Consider the following 15,921-nt stretch of genomic DNA (forward strand, 5'->3'; position numbering starts at 1 on the left):
CATATCGGTCATTTAAAGTTAACATTTTTGTCAACTTTTAAATGAGCGAGATTCAGGGGAGCTTACAGCGTCAAACCTTGCGCTGCCAAATACTGTAATACAAGGTCCTACAAAATGTAACGTTCTAAAGCCACGAATAAATTCTGTAAATATTTGCCAAGCAAAACCTAGCTCGTACATGCGAGGTTTTGGACCATCTAGATATACACTTTCTTTAGCAGGGATAATTCTTTCTATTGTTTCCATAAGGCTTTAAAGTAGTATGTAAAGCTATTAACAATGTAGCAAAGGTTGCATACTACAAGCTACTATCTTTGCAAGCAAATTATTTCTAAGCAAATTTTTACAGTAATGAAGGTATTTTTTAAAGCCATTGCGGCAGTATTGTTAGTAAGTATTTGTGTAAACGGATTACAAGCGCAAACCAAGAAAAAAGAGCGTAAAGGCGAATTTTATTTTAGCTGGGGCTACAACAAAGAATGGTATACCAAAAGTAGTATCAAAGTAAAGCAACCAGAGCTTGGCAACGATTATTCGTTTGTACATATTACTGGTCATGACCACCCGGGTTGGGATGAAGATAATTTACTTAAAACACCTATTTCTATTCCACAATATAATTATCGAATAGGTTATATATTCAATAAGAAAAAAGGACTAGGTTTCGAAATTAACTTTGACCATACTAAGTTTATTGTTGCAGACCAAAATGCACGAATAACTGGTAAAATTAACAATAGACCAGTTGACAGTCTTGTAGCATTTAACGAGCCAAATGGTTATTTTTATTATTTAAACAACGGTGCTAATTTTTTGCTTTTCAATATTGTAAAACGTTGGCATTTATATCAAACTAAAAATGGTAATTTTAAGTTGGATGGTTTGGGCAAAGCTGGTCTTGGACCTGTTGTTCCACACGTGGAAAATTCATTTAGTACACTCGGCGGTAGCCAAAAAAACGATCCACATTTTCAGCTAGGTGGCTGGAATGTTGGCACTGAGGGCACCATAAAAGCCACGTTTTTTAAAACCGTATTTTTAGAATATTGCAATAAGCTAGATTATGCTAGTTATAGTGGGTTGCGTATTTATAAAGGTACCGTAAGCCAAAGCTTTGGTACCTACGAATGGATATTGAATTTAGGTATCACTTTTCCAATGGGTAAGGTGGTGAATAAGTAATAAATTATTTGTGTAACCAGCAGCAAACCCTTTATCAGCTTGGGTTGCGTCGCACACTGCATCGCTTATATCGCTGCTCTACTTGTATCAAAGCGTAGGTAAAATACCAATTTTAAAATGTTTAATCATCACACTTTATGCGAATTATCTCATACAATCTAAACGGTGTAAGAGCTGCCATTAAAAAAGGCTTTACAGAATGGTTAGCCACCAATCCGACCGATATTATTTGTATTCAGGAAACCAAGGCACATAAAGAAGACATAGATGTAAATCAGTTTGAAGCACTTGGTTACCATTCGTATACATTTTCAGCGCAGAAAAAAGGTTATAGCGGCGTAGCGATACTTACCAAAATTGCACCAGATAATATTGTGTACGGTACAGGCATAGAACAAAGCGATTTTGAAGGTAGAGTTATCCGTGCCGATTTTGGTGATATCACGTTGGTAAACGCTTATTTTCCTAGTGGTACAAGTGGCGATGAAAGACAAACTTACAAGTACCAATGGCTAGCAGAGTTTGACGAGCATTTGGCGCATTTACGCAAAAAAAGACCAAAGCTAATTGTAACGGGCGACTACAATATTGCACACAACCCAATAGATATTCATGATCCTAAAGGCAATAAAAACTCATCTGGTTTTTTACCAGAAGAGCGAGCTTGGATGGATCAATTTTTAGCCAAAGATTGGGTAGATTCATTTAGAGTTATTCATCCAGATAAGCCACATTGTTACAGTTGGTGGAGCCAGCGTTTTCCATCTGTAAGATTACAAAACAAAGGCTGGCGTATCGATTATATTAGCGTTACTAGCAATTTGAGAGATAATATTATTGATGCAGATATTTTTCCTGATGTAAAGCACAGCGACCACTGTCCTATTTATTTAGAGTTAAAAGATTAAAAAATAAAATGTATATCTACAACGTAACCACCCAAATATCTCATCAAATACATGATGCTTGGGTCGCTTGGATGAAAGACAAACATATACCTGAAGTAATGGCAAAAGGTTGTTTTACTAAGTTTCAGTTTGTACGCGTATTAGATATTGATGAAACAGAAAGCGTTACATATGCTACCCAATATTATGCAGATAGTAAAGCCGATTATAATCGATATTTAGAGTTGTATGCAGGTGCGTTGCGTGAAGATGCGACAAAAGCTTGGGGCAATCATGCTATTGGTTTTAGGAGTTTCATGCAAGTAATGTGCTAGTTTGTATGCCCCAAAGGCTTGTGAGTACTGCATTTAGCTAAATATTAGCTTGATAAATTCTCATATTACTCAATAGCGAAGGTAGTTCTAACGGTTTTCTTATCTTGTATATTCAGTAAAACCCTTTGTGGATAAGGGTTTTGGATAGCAATAAAAAATGAAAGATTATAGTAAATTTATTTTGTTGGTAATGAAAAGCCAATAATTTTGTTTTTCTTAAAATAACTTTTAAAACTATACACATGAACAAAGCTGAATTAATTGCCCAATTATCTGAAGATGCTGGCATTACAAAAACTCAAGCAAATGCGGTGCTAGATTCTTTTACTGCTACCGTTACTAAAACTTTGAAAAAAGGAGATAAAGTTACATTAGTTGGTTTTGGTACTTTCTCTGTGTCTAAGCGTGCAGCAAGAACTGGTCGTAATCCTCAAACTGGTGCTGCTATAAAAATTAAAGCAAAAAAAGTAGCTAAATTTAAAGCTGGTAAAGAGTTAAGCGCTAAAATCTAACACGTAATTTTCACTAGAAAATATAAAAAGTCCTGCTGTATTGCAGGATTTTTTACTTTTACAGCTCACGACAAAAAAATAAAACACAATAATCATGGGTAGAGGAGACAAAAAAACTGCAAAAGGAAAACGCTTTAAAGGTTCTTTCGGTAAAAGCCGTCCTGCAAATGCAGCAAAAAAAGCAACTGCAAAAGTTACGGAAGTAAAAGCATCTTAATCAGACGTTGTATTAATAGCTTTTTAGACGGTTGCAATTTTGTAACCGTTTTTTATTTTATAGAGATTCTTCTTTTTTCAACACCAACCTATCTATTTTTGTAGAATACCCCCTACTATTTAAACATGAACATCGTTAACAAAGAAGTTAAGATTTTTAAATACACGCTTTCTTTTCCTACCATTTTATGGTTTCTACTTGCAGCTATCGCTGTAACGTTAGAGCTGAGTAGAGGCTTAGATTCAGTTAATAACTACTTAATTTATAAAGGTGTTTTTCAGCATACGTTGCAACGCCAGCATTTATACTTGCAATATCCTACCGAGTACGATGATGCTAACCATTATGGTCCATTGTTTAGCATTATCATCGCACCATTTGCGTTATTAAATAATTATGTTGGCTGTTTTCTGTGGTGTATTGCCAATGCCGCTACTCTATTTATTGCCATTAAATATTTACCACTTTCTGGCCATCAAAAAAATGTAATGCTACTTATTACAGCAGTAGAAATGATGACATCTACTCATAGTGTTCAATTTAACCCAATGCTTACAAGTTGGATGCTATTAGCATTTATTTTGGTAGAAAAAGAACTTGATATCTGGGCTACACTATTTATTGTCGCAGGTTTTTATGTGAAGTTATATGGCATTGTAGGCCTAGCCTTCTTCTTTTTTTCCAAACATAAAATCAAATTTATTGGTTGGTTTATTTTTTGGCTGGTAGCATTGTTTTGTTTGCCAATGCTGATTTCTTCTCCTGCATTTATTGTTCAATCATATCATGATTGGTATCATTCACTTGTAGCAAAAAACTTACAAAATACGGATAGCTCTATAGCCATGAACTTGCAAGATTTGTCAGTGCTTGGCATGGTACGTAGAATTTTTAAAATTGATAATTTGCGTAATACTTTTATTACCATACCAGCTGCTATATTACTGCTACTACCATATATACGAGTAAATCAATATAAATTTGTGCTCTATCGTTTATCCTATTTGGGTTTACTATTAATTAGTGTTGTAATTTTTAGTACTTCAGCCGAGTCGCCAACTTACGTAATAGCTGTTACTGGCGTGGCAATTTGGTTTGTTGTTCAATCTGTGCCCAAGCCCAAATGGGTATATCTGTTACTTATATTTGCCATGATTGTTACCACTTTTTCAGTAACAGATGTATTTCCACATTCAGTACGTGTTAATTTCTTTATAGCCTACGCTTTAAAAGCACTACCATGTTTTTGTGTATGGTTAGTGCTATTGTATCAATTGTTGTTTAAAAAGTACCATTTAGCGATAAGTCAATAACTAGTTTCATCACTAGTTTATGGAAATAGTCAAATGACGCTCCTTTTTACAGATTAGCTTGTTTTATATGAAACAATTTGCCACAGTAAATAAAGTAATTATTGCAACAATCATTGCAGCAGTGGTATTTATGACATGTACTAAAGAGTATAGTTACGAAGGTGGTATATCTATAAATGCTGCCACATACGATATTAGCAATATTTGTACTAATGCCGTGGTCAATGGTAATTATTTTGTAGACGAAGCGGTAGATAGTTTACATAATATTCAATTGCAAGTAAATGTATCTAAAGTGGGTAGTTATAATATTAGTAGCGCTAATATCAACGGTATTCAATTCACAGCCATAGGTACATTTAGCAATGTTGGCTTACAAACTGTTATTCTAACTGCTTTGGGCACCCCCATCAATGCTGGCACATTTAACTATAACATTGGTAATAATAATTGTATTATTTCAATACTTGTAAAAGCCAAGCGGATTAAAATGGCAAGTTTTAATATTAGTGGGCAGCCGAGGCAGTGCGCCACTGCGATTATTGCTGGCAACTATGTAGCTGGTAAAGCCATGACGATTGCAAATAGTGTCAATATTCAGGTAAACGTTGCAACTATTGGTGCTTATTTTATTAGCACAGATACATTAGATGGGATTTATTTTTCTGCTTCTGGGAGTTTTACAGGTACTGGTAATACGCTGGTTACACTTCAAGGCAATGGCACTCCTACGTCACCAGCCAATTTACTATTCACGCCTAAGTCAGATACTAATTTTTGTTCTTTTCCATTAACCGTTTTACCGCCAGAGCCATTGGCCATATATGTGTTAGAATCAGGATATGGCACTAATACTCCATGTATTTATACTGTAAATGGATCTTGTTTTGTAGATAAACAACTAACAGGTGCAAATACAATTACAATGAATGTCTATGTGGCCAATACAGGCAATTTTGCGATAACTACAGACACTTTAAACGGTATTGCATTTGGCTATTCTGGCACGTTTACGGCCGTTGGTAGTCAAAAAGTAACATTAATAGGTAGCGGTACACCGATAAAGACCGGTAGTTTTTCTCTTACGCCTACAATTGTTGGTCCGCATCCATTAGGAGGTCAGGTGTGTGGTGTGGTTATCACGGTCAATTAAACCGTCGGTTCGCTCATACTTTCACTTTCTAGTACTTCTTTTTCACGTTTCCACCACCTAAAACCAATGTAACCCATAATTGCTAGCGGTGCGAACATCAGGTATAAAATGCCCGTATTTAAAGATTTTGCAGGGCCTTCACCTAATTGCTGCGCAGTTTTGGTACAAATAGAGCATTGTGCGTTAGCCGCAATTGTACTGATGCCAATGAAGAATAAAATAGTTATAATCCGCAACCACCTCTTTTGCATGTAAAAATAATTTCTGTGCAAAGATATAAACGAACCACACCAATAATTGTTAACTTACCACCTCAATATTTTGTATGACACATCGTAGACAATTTATTCAGCAGGTAAGCATGCTTGCTAGTGCTTTTTCGGCAAATAGTTTGTTTAATCAAACGCACGCGAGCAACATCGTTTCTGCAAATGCCAGTACCAAACATTTAACCGCAGCGCAAGTAGCTACTGACGAGGATTACTGGAGTGTGATACAACAAGCTTATACGGTTCATCCTTCTATAATTAATCTGAATAATGGAGGTGTTAGTCCTTCGCCACGCATTGTACAAGATGCCGTACGAAGATATAACGAGCTTACAAATGAAGCCCCTTCTTACTATATGTGGCGTATTTTAGACCAAGGTAGAGAGCCGCTCCGTCAAAAATTAGCCGACTTAGCTGGCTGTAATGCAGAAGAAATAGCGATTAACAGAAATGCAACAGAGGCACTTAATACCATTATTTATGGGCTTGATTTAAAGGCTGGTGACGAAGTAATTGGCACTAAGCAAGATTATCCAAACATGATACAAGCTTGGCGACAAAGAGCTGCAAGAGATGGCATTGTGTATAAGCAACTGAATTTTAATTTTCCTATAGAAAATGATCAAATGATTGTTGACATATTTGAGCAAGCTATTACGCCCAAAACGAAAATTATTCATATTACGCATATTATTAATTGGGTGGGTCAAATTTTGCCTGTACAAAAAATATGTGCCATGGCACGTAGCAAAGGCATAGAAACCATTGTAGATGGTGCACATTCTTTTGCTTTGTTAGATTTCACCATACCAAGCCTTGGCTGCGATTATTTCGGCACTAGCTTACACAAATTTTTATCTGCACCTATAGGTAGTGGTATGCTGTGGATTAAGCAAGATAAAATAGAAAAAATATGGCCATTGCTATGCAACGATAAACCCAATAGTAAAGACATTCGCAAGTTTGAAACCCTTGGTACACGTAGCTTTCCTATAGAACAAGGTATTGGCGAAGCCATCAATTTTCAACTAGCGATTGGTAATAAACGGAAAGAAGAACGCATACGTTATCTTAAAAATTATTGGGTGGAAAAAGTGATCCATTTGCCCAAAATAAACATACACACCTCACTTAATGCTAGATATAGTTGCGCTATTGCTGGCATAAGTATAAATGGCTTGACGTCTGCACAATTTGGTAACACTTTGTTTGATACCTATAAAATTCATACGACAGGTATTGTATGGGAAAATATAAGTTGTGTGCGCATAACCCCACATGTGTATACACGTTTGCAAGATTTAGATAGACTTGTAAAAGCGATTCATGAAATTGCTGAGAAGAAATAAACGGGCTTTTAAAAAATATTTCCGAACCTTTTCCAACCTTTTGTACATCCGGTACTCTTATATACAGCAACACTAATTGGAAACGGCAAACCACATACTAACTGACCTTGTAAAAAAGGCACGCAAGGGTAATGCTGAAGCGCAAAGTAGTCTGTACCACCAATTCAGTAAAGCAATGTTTAATATCTGTATTCGTATGGCGGGTAATCGCAGCGATGCGGAAGATATTTTGCAAGACGCTTTTATTCTTGCTTTTAAAAGTTTGCACCAGTTAAAAGATGCGCTCACATTTGGCGGATGGCTGAGACGAATTGTGGTAAATGAATGTATTAAGCATAGTAAAAAATCATTTTATTGGCAAGATTGGGAGGAAGCTGATCATGAACACCGAACGGAAGATGCTGTAGAATGGTGGCAAGACATAGATATGGCAATCATTCATCAGCAGATAAAAGCTTTACCAGACGGCTGCAGGCAAGTATTTAATTTATATGTGTTGGAAAATTATAGTCACAAACAAATAGCAGAGAACTTAGGTATCAGTGAAGGCACTAGTAAAAGCCAATATTCCAGAGCCAAACAATTATTAAAAGAACGTATTACAAAACATATTGCACTACATGGATGATTTAAAAAAATATTTGCAACAGCACTCAAACGATTTGGATGTAGACCTACCAAGAGATAAAGTGTGGTTAGGCATTCGTCAAGAACTTAATCCTGTCAAATCCTTTGCTGCGTTGGTTTATATCAAATGGGCAGTTGCAGCCTGTGTGATCGCATTAGCTGGTTTTGGTGTGTATATGTTGCTATATAAGCCAGTTACCAATTACCAGTTACCAATTGTTAGTAACAAGGAACAAATCACAAATTCAAAAGAAAAATTGCAAGAAGAACCAATTCGGTTGCAACCTGCCACTACTCAACAATTGGTAGCAGAGAATAAAAGAGTAAAATCAACTAATAGCCAAAAGCAAAGAGTAAATCAACCAGTAACTAGTAACGAGCAACCTGCAACCAATATAACGGCGCTAGAACAAGTAGAAAACTCTTTTACCCAAGTTATCAATTTGCAAAAAGCCAAAGTCAATACGACACCATTAATAGCAGAAAACCCAAGTTATTTCAATGATTTTACAATTGAGATGAAGCGTATGGAAAGAGATGAGCAAAGTATTAAAAGAGATATTAGAAAAAATGGATTAACAGACGAACTATTGGACCAATTAGTAAATATTTATCAGCAAAAACTCAATGTACTCAAGCAATTACAAAACGAAATACATAAGACCAATAATCGCTTTAAGCAAAACCGTGATCCAGTAGATTCCACAAAACCCTACTTTTTAAACATTTAATACACCAAACAATGAAAATGAATACAATGTTAGTAATGGCTATAAGTTTAGCCATGAGCATATCTGCAAGTGCGCAAGATATTACTATCGTACCAAGGCCAGCAGTGCCAGTTGCACCAAATATGCCAGTTATGGTAGAAGGATTTGATGCATCTAGTCGTGATTTTAAAGATTTAAAAAGTAAAGAAGTAAGTGTAGAAGTTGCAGTTTCTAAAAGCTCAGACATTTATCTTGAAAATACACAGCGGAATATTCAAATCAAAACTTGGGATCAACCAAAAGTAAAAGTTGTAACGACAGTTTATTATGAAGGCGAAGGCACCAAAGTATCTGATGAAGAATGGTTTGAGAAATTAAACATTAGCGTGAAAAGTCTTGGTACAGGAATTCGCATTAAATCTGGTACTGTGAGCAGTAGCGGGAGTTACACAGTAAATGGTAATACCTGGGCTTGGAACAGCGGCACTGGTGGTGTAGCCATTTTTAATAGTGAAGGTCAAAATATTGGCACTAAAAGTGATGCAAAACGTTATGTAACTATTTATATACCTACAGCCAATAAATTAGATATTGAAAGTAAATATGCCGATGTAACGATAACGGATAATGTAACCAAAGTAAATGCTGATATTACCAATGGTAATCTTGAATTACAAGATGCTACAACACTCACACTTCGTTCAAAATATGCTAATGTTACCACTGGTAGCATTAAAAATGCTGAAATAGAATTTATTAATGGCCGTTTGATTTTAAAAGATATCGAAGACCTAGATATCGATACAAAATATTCAACCATAGAAGTCGCTTCTGTACAAAAAGTAAACTTAATTAGTACTAATGATGAATATGAATTTGATGAAGTAGGTGTATTACAAGGCCGCAAGAATTATGGCAATTTACGTATTACAAAACTCACAAAAAGTATTGACTTAGATGGTACTAATGCAGATGTGAAAGTGCGTAATATTTTGGCCGGAGTAGAAACAATCAAGTTCAACAATAAATATGCTGACATCCGTTTGCCACTAAAAAATTTAAAAAATTACACGGTTACTTATGTTGGTCCATATAGTAATGTATATGCAAATTTTGACAGGAAACCTTTGGTGCTAAAAGATGATAAAAGTGATGATGCCGTTAGTAAAGAGGTTGACAAAGCTGTAAAAAATGCGATGCGAATTGCAGAAAAATTCGGTGATACAAGTAGTAGTACAGATAATAAATTTACCGCAACAGTAGGAGATGGCAAGGGTACTAAGATTGATATGAAATGCCAAAACTGTACTGTCGACTTTAAATAATCATTACCAGTGTAACATTTTTGATTCTCTATCGTTTATTTACTGAAGGGTGGATTTTAATCCGCCCCTTTTCGAAAGGAATGGATTTTTTATTGCTAATAGTTGTACACTATCCAAATTCGAGTCTGTTTGTAGCAAGGTTGATTGTTACTAATTTTTTGGTGGTTTACTACAGTATTTGATAATAAATATGAAATTAACTACCAGTGATAGTAACAATTTTACCAGCTATCAAAACATCAATGGCCTAGGCCATGGTTTTGTCTATCTATGCGGTGGAATTTCGAAAATTAATAAATAAAATGTCCTAGAAAAGAGGTCTAAGCAACAATAATATAAAAAATAACCTAAAAATAGTTAAAGAAGCCGATAACGTTTTTCTCATGTTGCTTATCGGATTACCGTGCTGGGTTTCTACTCGGCACTTTTTATGGTACAGTGTGTAGTACTAAAATTTAGCTTCAGTTGGCTCGCTTATGGATACGTTTTGTTCCTTTTGCAGCTTTTCATAAGCGTAACCTAAAATTCATTTACACAAAAGCAATCATTGTTACACAATTAGTCAGCAAATTGTACATTCGTATTACTATGTCAGATATTTATTGGGTAATTACAGGTATTGCCATCACGCTTATTTTCATAGCCTTTTTTGCAGGTTACGAAATTGCTTTTGTAAGTGCTAATCGTTTAAGTATTGAGCTTAAAAAAAAGCAAGGTAAGCGTAGCGGTATTATTCTCTCTAATTTTATGGAGCATCCTACAAGGTTTATTGGTACTTGTTTGGTGGGTCTCAATATTTTTTTAGTGATTTACGGGTTACTATTTGATGAGTTGCTGAAGCTAATTATCTGGAATCCTTTGCCGCAATGGCTTAATAACAATTATGCCAAGCTATTTGTGGACACATTCATTTCTTCTATGGTGGTACTAATTATTGGTGAATTTATACCAAAAGCCATTTTTAGAGCAAAGAATGACTTGTTAGTAAATGCTTTTGCAGGGTTGGCCAATTTTTTTCATGGTTTGTTTTTGCCTTTAGCTACCTTTTTTGTAGGCGTTTCACAATGGATATTAAAGTACTTGTTTAATGTAAAAGTGGGTGATAAAAACAATGCTTTTAGCAAAGTAGATTTAGAGCATTTTTTTCAGCAAACTAAGGAGCAAGATGAAGACAATCAGGAGTTAAATACCGAGCTTTTTGAAAATGCATTAAGCTTACCAACTATTAAAATTCGCCAGTGTTTAGTACCACGTACCGAAATAGAAGCCATAGAAATTACTGCCACTATCGAAGAAGTGCGGCAACATTTTATCAGTACACAGCTTAGTAAATTATTGGTATATGATGATAATATAGATAATATTCTGGGGTATATTCATCAGTTAGATTTATTTAAAAAGCCAGCAACACTTAAAGAAATATTATTGCCAATTCCAGCTGTGCCTGAGAGCATGAGTGCTACAGACCTGATTAATAAATTTACCAAAGAAAGAAAAAGCATCGCTTGGGTGGTAGATGAATTTGGAGGTACTGCTGGTATTATTACCATGGAAGACGTACTTGAAGAAATTTTTGGCGAGATAAAAGATGAATATGATACGGAAGATTTTGTAGAAAAGCAGCTAGCTGAGGATGAGTTTATTTTTAGTGGCCGTTTAGAGCTTGATTATTTAAACGAGCATTATAATTTAGAATTTCCTATGGGTACTTCAGAAACCTTGAGTGGCTATATCATTAACCATTTTGAAACCATACCAAAGCAAAAAGAAAGCATTATTATAGACGATTATCAATTTGACATTTTAAATGTAAGTGATACAAGAATTGAAATGGCGAAATTGAAAATATTACGATAAAAAAAAGGGTGGGAAATTTTAATTTCCCACCCTTTTTTCTTAAAATATGCCGTAGTAAGTCTCTGCTAAATCATATCTATTCAGTAGTTAATTTCTCTGGTCTCATTTGCGGAAACAACAATACATCTTGTATTGAAGCGTTATTAGTCATTAGCATACACAATCTATCAATACCAATACCAATACCGCTTGTAGGTGGCATACCATATTCCAAAGCACGTAAGAAATCGTGGTCTATAAACATCGCTTCATCATCACCTCTTTCCATCAATTTCGCCTGTTCTTCAAAGCGTAAACGTTGGTCTATGGGGTCGTTCAGTTCAGTGTAAGCATTCGCAATTTCTTTACCATTAACCATTAACTCAAAACGTTCTACCAAGCCTGCTTTGCTGCGGTGTTTTTTGGTTAACGGACTCATCTCAACGGGATAGTCGATAATGAATGTTGGTTGGATGTATGTGTGCTCACTAGTTGCGCCAAAAATTTCATCGATCAATTTACCTTTTCCAATATTATTCGGTACTGCAATATTTAGCTGTTTGCAAACGTCACGTAAGCCAGCTTCATCTTTATCGCTTACATCTATACCTGTATTTTCTTTAATAGCATCGTGAATACTAATGCGTTTAAATGGTGCTTTAAAGCTGATGGTTTTATCGCCAACAGGTACATCAGTTGTGCCATGAAGCGCAAGAGCTATTTTCTCAAATAGTTGCTCTGTGGTAGTCATCATCCAGAAATAATCTTTATAAGCCGTATACCACTCTAAAACGGTAAATTCAGGGTTGTGGGTTCTGTCCATACCCTCGTTTCTAAAATTGCGGCTGAACTCGTATACAAAATCAAATCCACCAACTATTAAACGCTTTAAGTATAACTCATTTGCAATGCGTAAATACAAAGGAATATCTAATGCATTGTGGTGTGTAATAAATGGTCTTGCAGCAGCGCCACCTGGAATACTTTGCAGCACAGGTGTATCTACTTCTAAAGCACCTTGCTCATTTAAAAATTCACGAATGGTGTTGATGAGTTTGGTGCGTTTGATAAATGTATCTTTTACCGCAGGATTAATAATTAAATCTGCATAACGCTGGCGGTAGCGAAACTCTGGATCTGTGACTTCATCATATGCATTACCTTCTTCATCACGTTTTACTACAGGCAGCGGCTTTAAGGATTTTGCAAGTAGAGTTAAAGTTTGTGTATGGATGGACGTTTCACCAGTTTTTGTAATAAATACATAGCCTGTAGCGCCGATAAAGTCACCTAAGTCAAGGCCGTGTTTTACTACGTTATCCCAAAAAGATTTGTCTTCTTCGGGGCAAATTTCATCACGCTTTACATACAGTTGTATAAGGCCTTTGCTATCTTGTACTTTAATAAAAAAAACTTTACCTTTATCATTAATGCTCATGATACGACCAGCCACACAAACATTGGCAAAATCTTCTTTATTTTCTTCACTAAAATGGTCTTTAATGTCTGTAGAATAATGCGATACAGGATATAATGGTGCTGGATAGGCATCTATGCCAGCAGCCTGCATTTTAGCAAGCTTCTCTCTTCTAATAATTTCTTGTTCACTTAAATGTTGACTCATAACTCAATGTATAATTTTTGATCGCCTAAGAACTAGCTTTAGTTACTAATGCCACTCTTCTAAAATTGAGCGGCAAAATTAACGGTTTATTATGACGGTTGGGGATTGTTTAATCTTTTACATACACGTCAGGAAAATGCAATTGCATAAAACGCTTATACATATCTTCAGGTACAACTTCCCACCCAAATTGTTGGTACAAACCTTGTGCATCTCTAGTGCCGAGTAACCAGCGTCTTAAACCTTGCAATTCTGGGTGCATATGAATAGTCTGCATTAACCATTTAGATAAACCTCTTTTTCTATAAGTCACCATCACAAATACATCACATAAATATGCAAAAGTAGCCATGTCGGTAATTAATCTAGCAAAGCCAATAAGTTCACTACCATCGTACATACCAAAACACAATGAATGTTTGATAGATTTTTCTACGGTTGCTAGGGGTATATTCTTTGCCCAATAAGATTCTTGTGACAAGTATTGATAAATCGCTTTTACATCAAGTAAGATAGGGTTGGTACTAATTAGGAAATTGTCTTTTATTGCTTCGTAAAATGCGTTATTCATTAAATAGTTTTTTGTAGATGGAAGATTTTGATAGCTCAATCATGTCGCCTGGTTGCATGTCGCTAAGCATAATTTGTTCAATTCGATTTCTAATTAAGCGCAACGTAGGAAAACCAATAGCAGCTGTCATTTTACGCACCTGTCTGTTTTTACCTTCTGTTAAAACAAGTTCTATCCATGGTGCAGGAATATCTTTTCTAAATCTGATAGGTGGTGTTCGTGGCGGCACTATTGGTTCACTTGTTAATAGCTTTGCCTTACAAGGCTTAGTAGCGTACATGATACCATCCACATTAATGGTTACACCTTTTTCTAAATTACTTATGGCTTCATTTGTAACCGCACCATCCACCTGTGCCCAATACATTCTTTCGTGTGCAAAGCTTGGATGTAATAAACGATGATTCAAAGCCTTATCGTTGGTTAAAATTAATAGTCCTTCACTATCAGCATCTAGTCTGCCAACAGGATACATATCTTTCGGTACTTTAAAAAAATCAGCCAAGGTTTGCTTGCCTTCATGGGCAGAAAACTGTGATTGAACCAGGTATGGCTTGTAGATAATAAAGTAACGTTGCATACCGCAAATATCAATGTTTACAATAGTTGTAGCTGCTTTAGTTGCCATAAATACTGTAATAAATTTCACCTTATTCTTGATAAAAGAAAAAGTCCTACCTAGGCAGGACTTCTATATAGATGGGTTAGTAAGTAAGGGGAATAGTAACTTCCCTTCACAATATTAAAAATACTTTCAACCAACACAAAAAAATCTTACAACTATTTTATTCACATTTATTGAATAGTATGTGAATAGCTGTACGCGTAGATGATCTTTAAAACAATAGTTAAATCATTTGCTGTACTTGAATTGTAACGATTATAATTTCTGAAAGTCTTTGTTTATAAGGCCTGCGTAGGTATCCTCAATCTTAATTGCTTTTGTAATTATGCTTTTAACTGTAAGTATTTTGATAAAAATTATTTGATGATTATCGCTAAAAATTATGTTTACTCATTAACCGCCGATTACCTTTGACAACTATCATTTAAAATACTACAAGATGAAGTTCCCATCACCAGTTTCGATTACTTGGATTGCTGAATTAATAAATGCTGAAGTTATTGGTAATCCTACATTACAAGCCACGGGCATTAATGAGATACACAAAGTAGAAACTGGCGATTTAGTATTTGTAGATCACCCAAAATACTACGATAAGTGCTTACAAAGTGCTGCGGATTTTATTATTATCAATAGTAAAAACGTAACTATTCCGGAAGGCAAAGCTCTATTGGTTGCAGATAATCCATTTGAAGCTTATCAAACAATTACTAATCACTTTCGTCCCTTTGAACCAGCTACAAAAAGCATCAGTGATACAGCAGTTATTGGTGAACATACGACCATTATGCCCAATGTATTTATTGGTAATCATGTAACCATTGGTACTAATTGTATTATCTATCCTAATGTAACCATTATGGACTATTGTGTTATTGGTAATAACGTTGTAATACAAGCTGGTACTGTTATTGGTGGTGATGCATTTTACTACAATACTAAGAAAAATAGAGAGGTGTGGTTTAAGAAAATGAATAGCTGTGGCAATGTGATAGTTGAAGATAATGTAGAAATAGGTTGTGGTTGTACCATCGACAGAGGTGTAAGTGCAAGTACCATTATTGGTAAGGGGACTATTATTGATAATCTAGTACATCTTGGTCATGACGTTGTGATTGGTAAAAACTGCTTGCTTGCAGCACAGGTTGCCATTGCTGGTGCTACTACTCTAGAAGATGGTGTAACATTGTGGGGTCAAGTAGGTGTAAGTAAATCGCTTACCATTGGCGCCAACGCAGTAGTGCTAGCACAAGGGGGAGTACCATCATCTATTGAGGGTAATAAAATATATTGGGGTACCCCTACCCAAGAAGCATCTGTAAAACGTCGTGAATTAATTTGGATAAAACGTATACCAGAACTTTGGAAAAAAGTAAATGGCTAATG

At 35.5% G+C, this 15,921-nt stretch carries 18 protein-coding genes; 13 read left to right on the forward strand and 5 right to left on the reverse strand.

Annotation, left to right across the window (positions count from 1 at the left end; translation table 11 throughout):
* Positions 1–30: 30 nt before the first annotated feature.
* Positions 31–246 (reverse strand): hypothetical protein, encoded by a 216-nt coding sequence (locus ACFOW1_RS08885; RefSeq protein WP_379013686.1) that lies wholly within the window; start codon positions 244–246, stop codon positions 31–33.
* 105 nt (positions 247–351) lie between these two features.
* Here ACFOW1_RS08885 and ACFOW1_RS08890 point away from each other — a divergent pair, with 105 nt between their 5' ends.
* From ACFOW1_RS08890 to ACFOW1_RS08920, 7 genes are all read left to right on the forward strand, one after another.
* Entirely contained in the window at positions 352–1,182 is an 831-nt protein-coding gene (locus tag ACFOW1_RS08890) for a hypothetical protein (RefSeq protein ID WP_379013688.1), read from the forward strand.
* Positions 1,183–1,319: 137 nt separating this feature from the next.
* Complete coding sequence (locus ACFOW1_RS08895; protein ID WP_379013690.1) at positions 1,320–2,090, forward strand: exodeoxyribonuclease III; 771 nt, start codon at positions 1,320–1,322, stop codon at positions 2,088–2,090.
* 8 nt (positions 2,091–2,098) lie between these two features.
* Entirely contained in the window at positions 2,099–2,404 is a 306-nt protein-coding gene (locus tag ACFOW1_RS08900; protein ID WP_379013691.1) for a DUF4286 family protein, read from the forward strand.
* Between the two features lie 242 nt (positions 2,405–2,646).
* Positions 2,647–2,916 (forward strand): HU family DNA-binding protein, encoded by a 270-nt coding sequence (locus ACFOW1_RS08905; protein WP_379013692.1) that lies wholly within the window; start codon positions 2,647–2,649, stop codon positions 2,914–2,916.
* 94 nt (positions 2,917–3,010) lie between these two features.
* Complete coding sequence (locus ACFOW1_RS08910; protein WP_379013693.1) at positions 3,011–3,133, forward strand: 30S ribosomal protein THX; 123 nt, start codon at positions 3,011–3,013, stop codon at positions 3,131–3,133.
* A gap of 125 nt (positions 3,134–3,258) precedes the next feature.
* The gene (locus ACFOW1_RS08915; RefSeq protein WP_379013694.1) at positions 3,259–4,446 is read left to right on the forward strand and encodes a glycosyltransferase family 87 protein; all 1,188 of its coding nucleotides are present in this window, start codon (positions 3,259–3,261) and stop codon (positions 4,444–4,446) included.
* A 67-nt stretch (positions 4,447–4,513) separates the two neighbouring features.
* Positions 4,514–5,599: a hypothetical protein gene (locus tag ACFOW1_RS08920; protein WP_379013695.1), complete on the forward strand. Its 1,086-nt coding sequence runs from the start codon at positions 4,514–4,516 to the stop codon at positions 5,597–5,599.
* Here ACFOW1_RS08920 and ACFOW1_RS08925 read toward each other — a convergent pair.
* Positions 5,596–5,850, reverse strand: coding sequence for a hypothetical protein (locus ACFOW1_RS08925; protein ID WP_379013697.1), 255 nt, complete (start codon positions 5,848–5,850; stop codon positions 5,596–5,598). The two genes, ACFOW1_RS08920 and ACFOW1_RS08925, sit on opposite strands and share 4 nt — an antisense overlap.
* Before the next feature lie 74 nt (positions 5,851–5,924).
* Between ACFOW1_RS08925 and ACFOW1_RS08930 the strand changes: the two genes are divergently transcribed.
* The 5 genes from ACFOW1_RS08930 to ACFOW1_RS08950 all read left to right on the forward strand — a co-directional run bounded on the left by ACFOW1_RS08930 (position 5,925) and on the right by ACFOW1_RS08950 (position 11,736).
* Entirely contained in the window at positions 5,925–7,217 is a 1,293-nt protein-coding gene (locus tag ACFOW1_RS08930) for an aminotransferase class V-fold PLP-dependent enzyme (protein WP_379013698.1), read from the forward strand.
* 76 nt (positions 7,218–7,293) lie between these two features.
* Positions 7,294–7,845: an RNA polymerase sigma factor gene (locus ACFOW1_RS08935; protein ID WP_379013699.1), complete on the forward strand. Its 552-nt coding sequence runs from the start codon at positions 7,294–7,296 to the stop codon at positions 7,843–7,845.
* Positions 7,838–8,575 (forward strand): hypothetical protein, encoded by a 738-nt coding sequence (locus tag ACFOW1_RS08940; protein ID WP_379013701.1) that lies wholly within the window; start codon positions 7,838–7,840, stop codon positions 8,573–8,575. Before ACFOW1_RS08935 ends, ACFOW1_RS08940 begins: the two co-directional genes overlap by 8 nt.
* 17 nt (positions 8,576–8,592) lie before the next feature.
* Complete coding sequence (locus ACFOW1_RS08945; protein WP_379013702.1) at positions 8,593–9,879, forward strand: hypothetical protein; 1,287 nt, start codon at positions 8,593–8,595, stop codon at positions 9,877–9,879.
* Between the two features lie 588 nt (positions 9,880–10,467).
* A complete protein-coding gene (locus tag ACFOW1_RS08950) occupies positions 10,468–11,736 on the forward strand; it encodes a hemolysin family protein (RefSeq protein WP_379013704.1) in 1,269 nt (422 codons plus the stop codon).
* A 76-nt stretch (positions 11,737–11,812) separates the two neighbouring features.
* Here ACFOW1_RS08950 and lysS read toward each other — a convergent pair whose 3' ends face one another.
* From lysS to ACFOW1_RS08965, 3 genes are all read right to left on the reverse strand, one after another.
* Positions 11,813–13,339 (reverse strand): lysine--tRNA ligase, encoded by a 1,527-nt coding sequence (gene lysS, locus ACFOW1_RS08955; RefSeq protein ID WP_379013705.1) that lies wholly within the window; start codon positions 13,337–13,339, stop codon positions 11,813–11,815.
* Between the two features lie 109 nt (positions 13,340–13,448).
* On the reverse strand, positions 13,449–13,910 hold the full coding sequence (locus ACFOW1_RS08960; RefSeq protein WP_379013706.1) for a GNAT family N-acetyltransferase: 462 nt from the start codon (positions 13,908–13,910) through the stop codon (positions 13,449–13,451).
* Positions 13,903–14,538, reverse strand: a complete 636-nt coding sequence (locus ACFOW1_RS08965; protein WP_379013708.1) for a pseudouridine synthase — start codon at positions 14,536–14,538, stop codon at positions 13,903–13,905. Before ACFOW1_RS08965 ends, ACFOW1_RS08960 begins: the two co-directional genes overlap by 8 nt.
* 436 nt (positions 14,539–14,974) lie before the next feature.
* Here ACFOW1_RS08965 and ACFOW1_RS08970 point away from each other — a divergent pair, with 436 nt between their 5' ends.
* The gene (locus tag ACFOW1_RS08970; protein ID WP_379013710.1) at positions 14,975–15,919 is read left to right on the forward strand and encodes a UDP-3-O-(3-hydroxymyristoyl)glucosamine N-acyltransferase; all 945 of its coding nucleotides are present in this window, start codon (positions 14,975–14,977) and stop codon (positions 15,917–15,919) included.
* Positions 15,920–15,921 lie beyond the last annotated feature (2 nt).

Origin of the sequence: Parasediminibacterium paludis, assembly GCF_042651445.1 — a bacterium.
GTDB classification, from domain to species: domain Bacteria; phylum Bacteroidota; class Bacteroidia; order Chitinophagales; family Chitinophagaceae; genus Parasediminibacterium; species Parasediminibacterium paludis.

What these genes read in the sequence shown, in the direction of transcription:
- ACFOW1_RS08885 (WP_379013686.1), bottom strand. Translation starts at nt 246, where the DNA reads ATGGAAACAATAGAAAGAATTATCCCTGCTAAAGAAAGTGTATATCTA.
- ACFOW1_RS08890 (WP_379013688.1), top strand. Translation starts at nt 352, where the DNA reads ATGAAGGTATTTTTTAAAGCCATTGCGGCAGTATTGTTAGTAAGTATT.
- ACFOW1_RS08895 (WP_379013690.1), top strand. Translation starts at nt 1,320, where the DNA reads ATGCGAATTATCTCATACAATCTAAACGGTGTAAGAGCTGCCATTAAA.
- ACFOW1_RS08900 (WP_379013691.1), top strand. Translation starts at nt 2,099, where the DNA reads ATGTATATCTACAACGTAACCACCCAAATATCTCATCAAATACATGAT.
- ACFOW1_RS08905 (WP_379013692.1), top strand. Translation starts at nt 2,647, where the DNA reads ATGAACAAAGCTGAATTAATTGCCCAATTATCTGAAGATGCTGGCATT.
- ACFOW1_RS08910 (WP_379013693.1), top strand. Translation starts at nt 3,011, where the DNA reads ATGGGTAGAGGAGACAAAAAAACTGCAAAAGGAAAACGCTTTAAAGGT.
- ACFOW1_RS08915 (WP_379013694.1), top strand. Translation starts at nt 3,259, where the DNA reads ATGAACATCGTTAACAAAGAAGTTAAGATTTTTAAATACACGCTTTCT.
- ACFOW1_RS08920 (WP_379013695.1), top strand. Translation starts at nt 4,514, where the DNA reads ATGAAACAATTTGCCACAGTAAATAAAGTAATTATTGCAACAATCATT.
- ACFOW1_RS08925 (WP_379013697.1), bottom strand. Translation starts at nt 5,850, where the DNA reads ATGCAAAAGAGGTGGTTGCGGATTATAACTATTTTATTCTTCATTGGC.
- ACFOW1_RS08930 (WP_379013698.1), top strand. Translation starts at nt 5,925, where the DNA reads ATGACACATCGTAGACAATTTATTCAGCAGGTAAGCATGCTTGCTAGT.
- ACFOW1_RS08940 (WP_379013701.1), top strand. Translation starts at nt 7,838, where the DNA reads ATGGATGATTTAAAAAAATATTTGCAACAGCACTCAAACGATTTGGAT.
- ACFOW1_RS08945 (WP_379013702.1), top strand. Translation starts at nt 8,593, where the DNA reads ATGAATACAATGTTAGTAATGGCTATAAGTTTAGCCATGAGCATATCT.
- ACFOW1_RS08950 (WP_379013704.1), top strand. Translation starts at nt 10,468, where the DNA reads ATGTCAGATATTTATTGGGTAATTACAGGTATTGCCATCACGCTTATT.
- lysS (WP_379013705.1), bottom strand. Translation starts at nt 13,339, where the DNA reads ATGAGTCAACATTTAAGTGAACAAGAAATTATTAGAAGAGAGAAGCTT.
- ACFOW1_RS08960 (WP_379013706.1), bottom strand. Translation starts at nt 13,910, where the DNA reads ATGAATAACGCATTTTACGAAGCAATAAAAGACAATTTCCTAATTAGT.
- ACFOW1_RS08965 (WP_379013708.1), bottom strand. Translation starts at nt 14,538, where the DNA reads ATGGCAACTAAAGCAGCTACAACTATTGTAAACATTGATATTTGCGGT.
- ACFOW1_RS08970 (WP_379013710.1), top strand. Translation starts at nt 14,975, where the DNA reads ATGAAGTTCCCATCACCAGTTTCGATTACTTGGATTGCTGAATTAATA.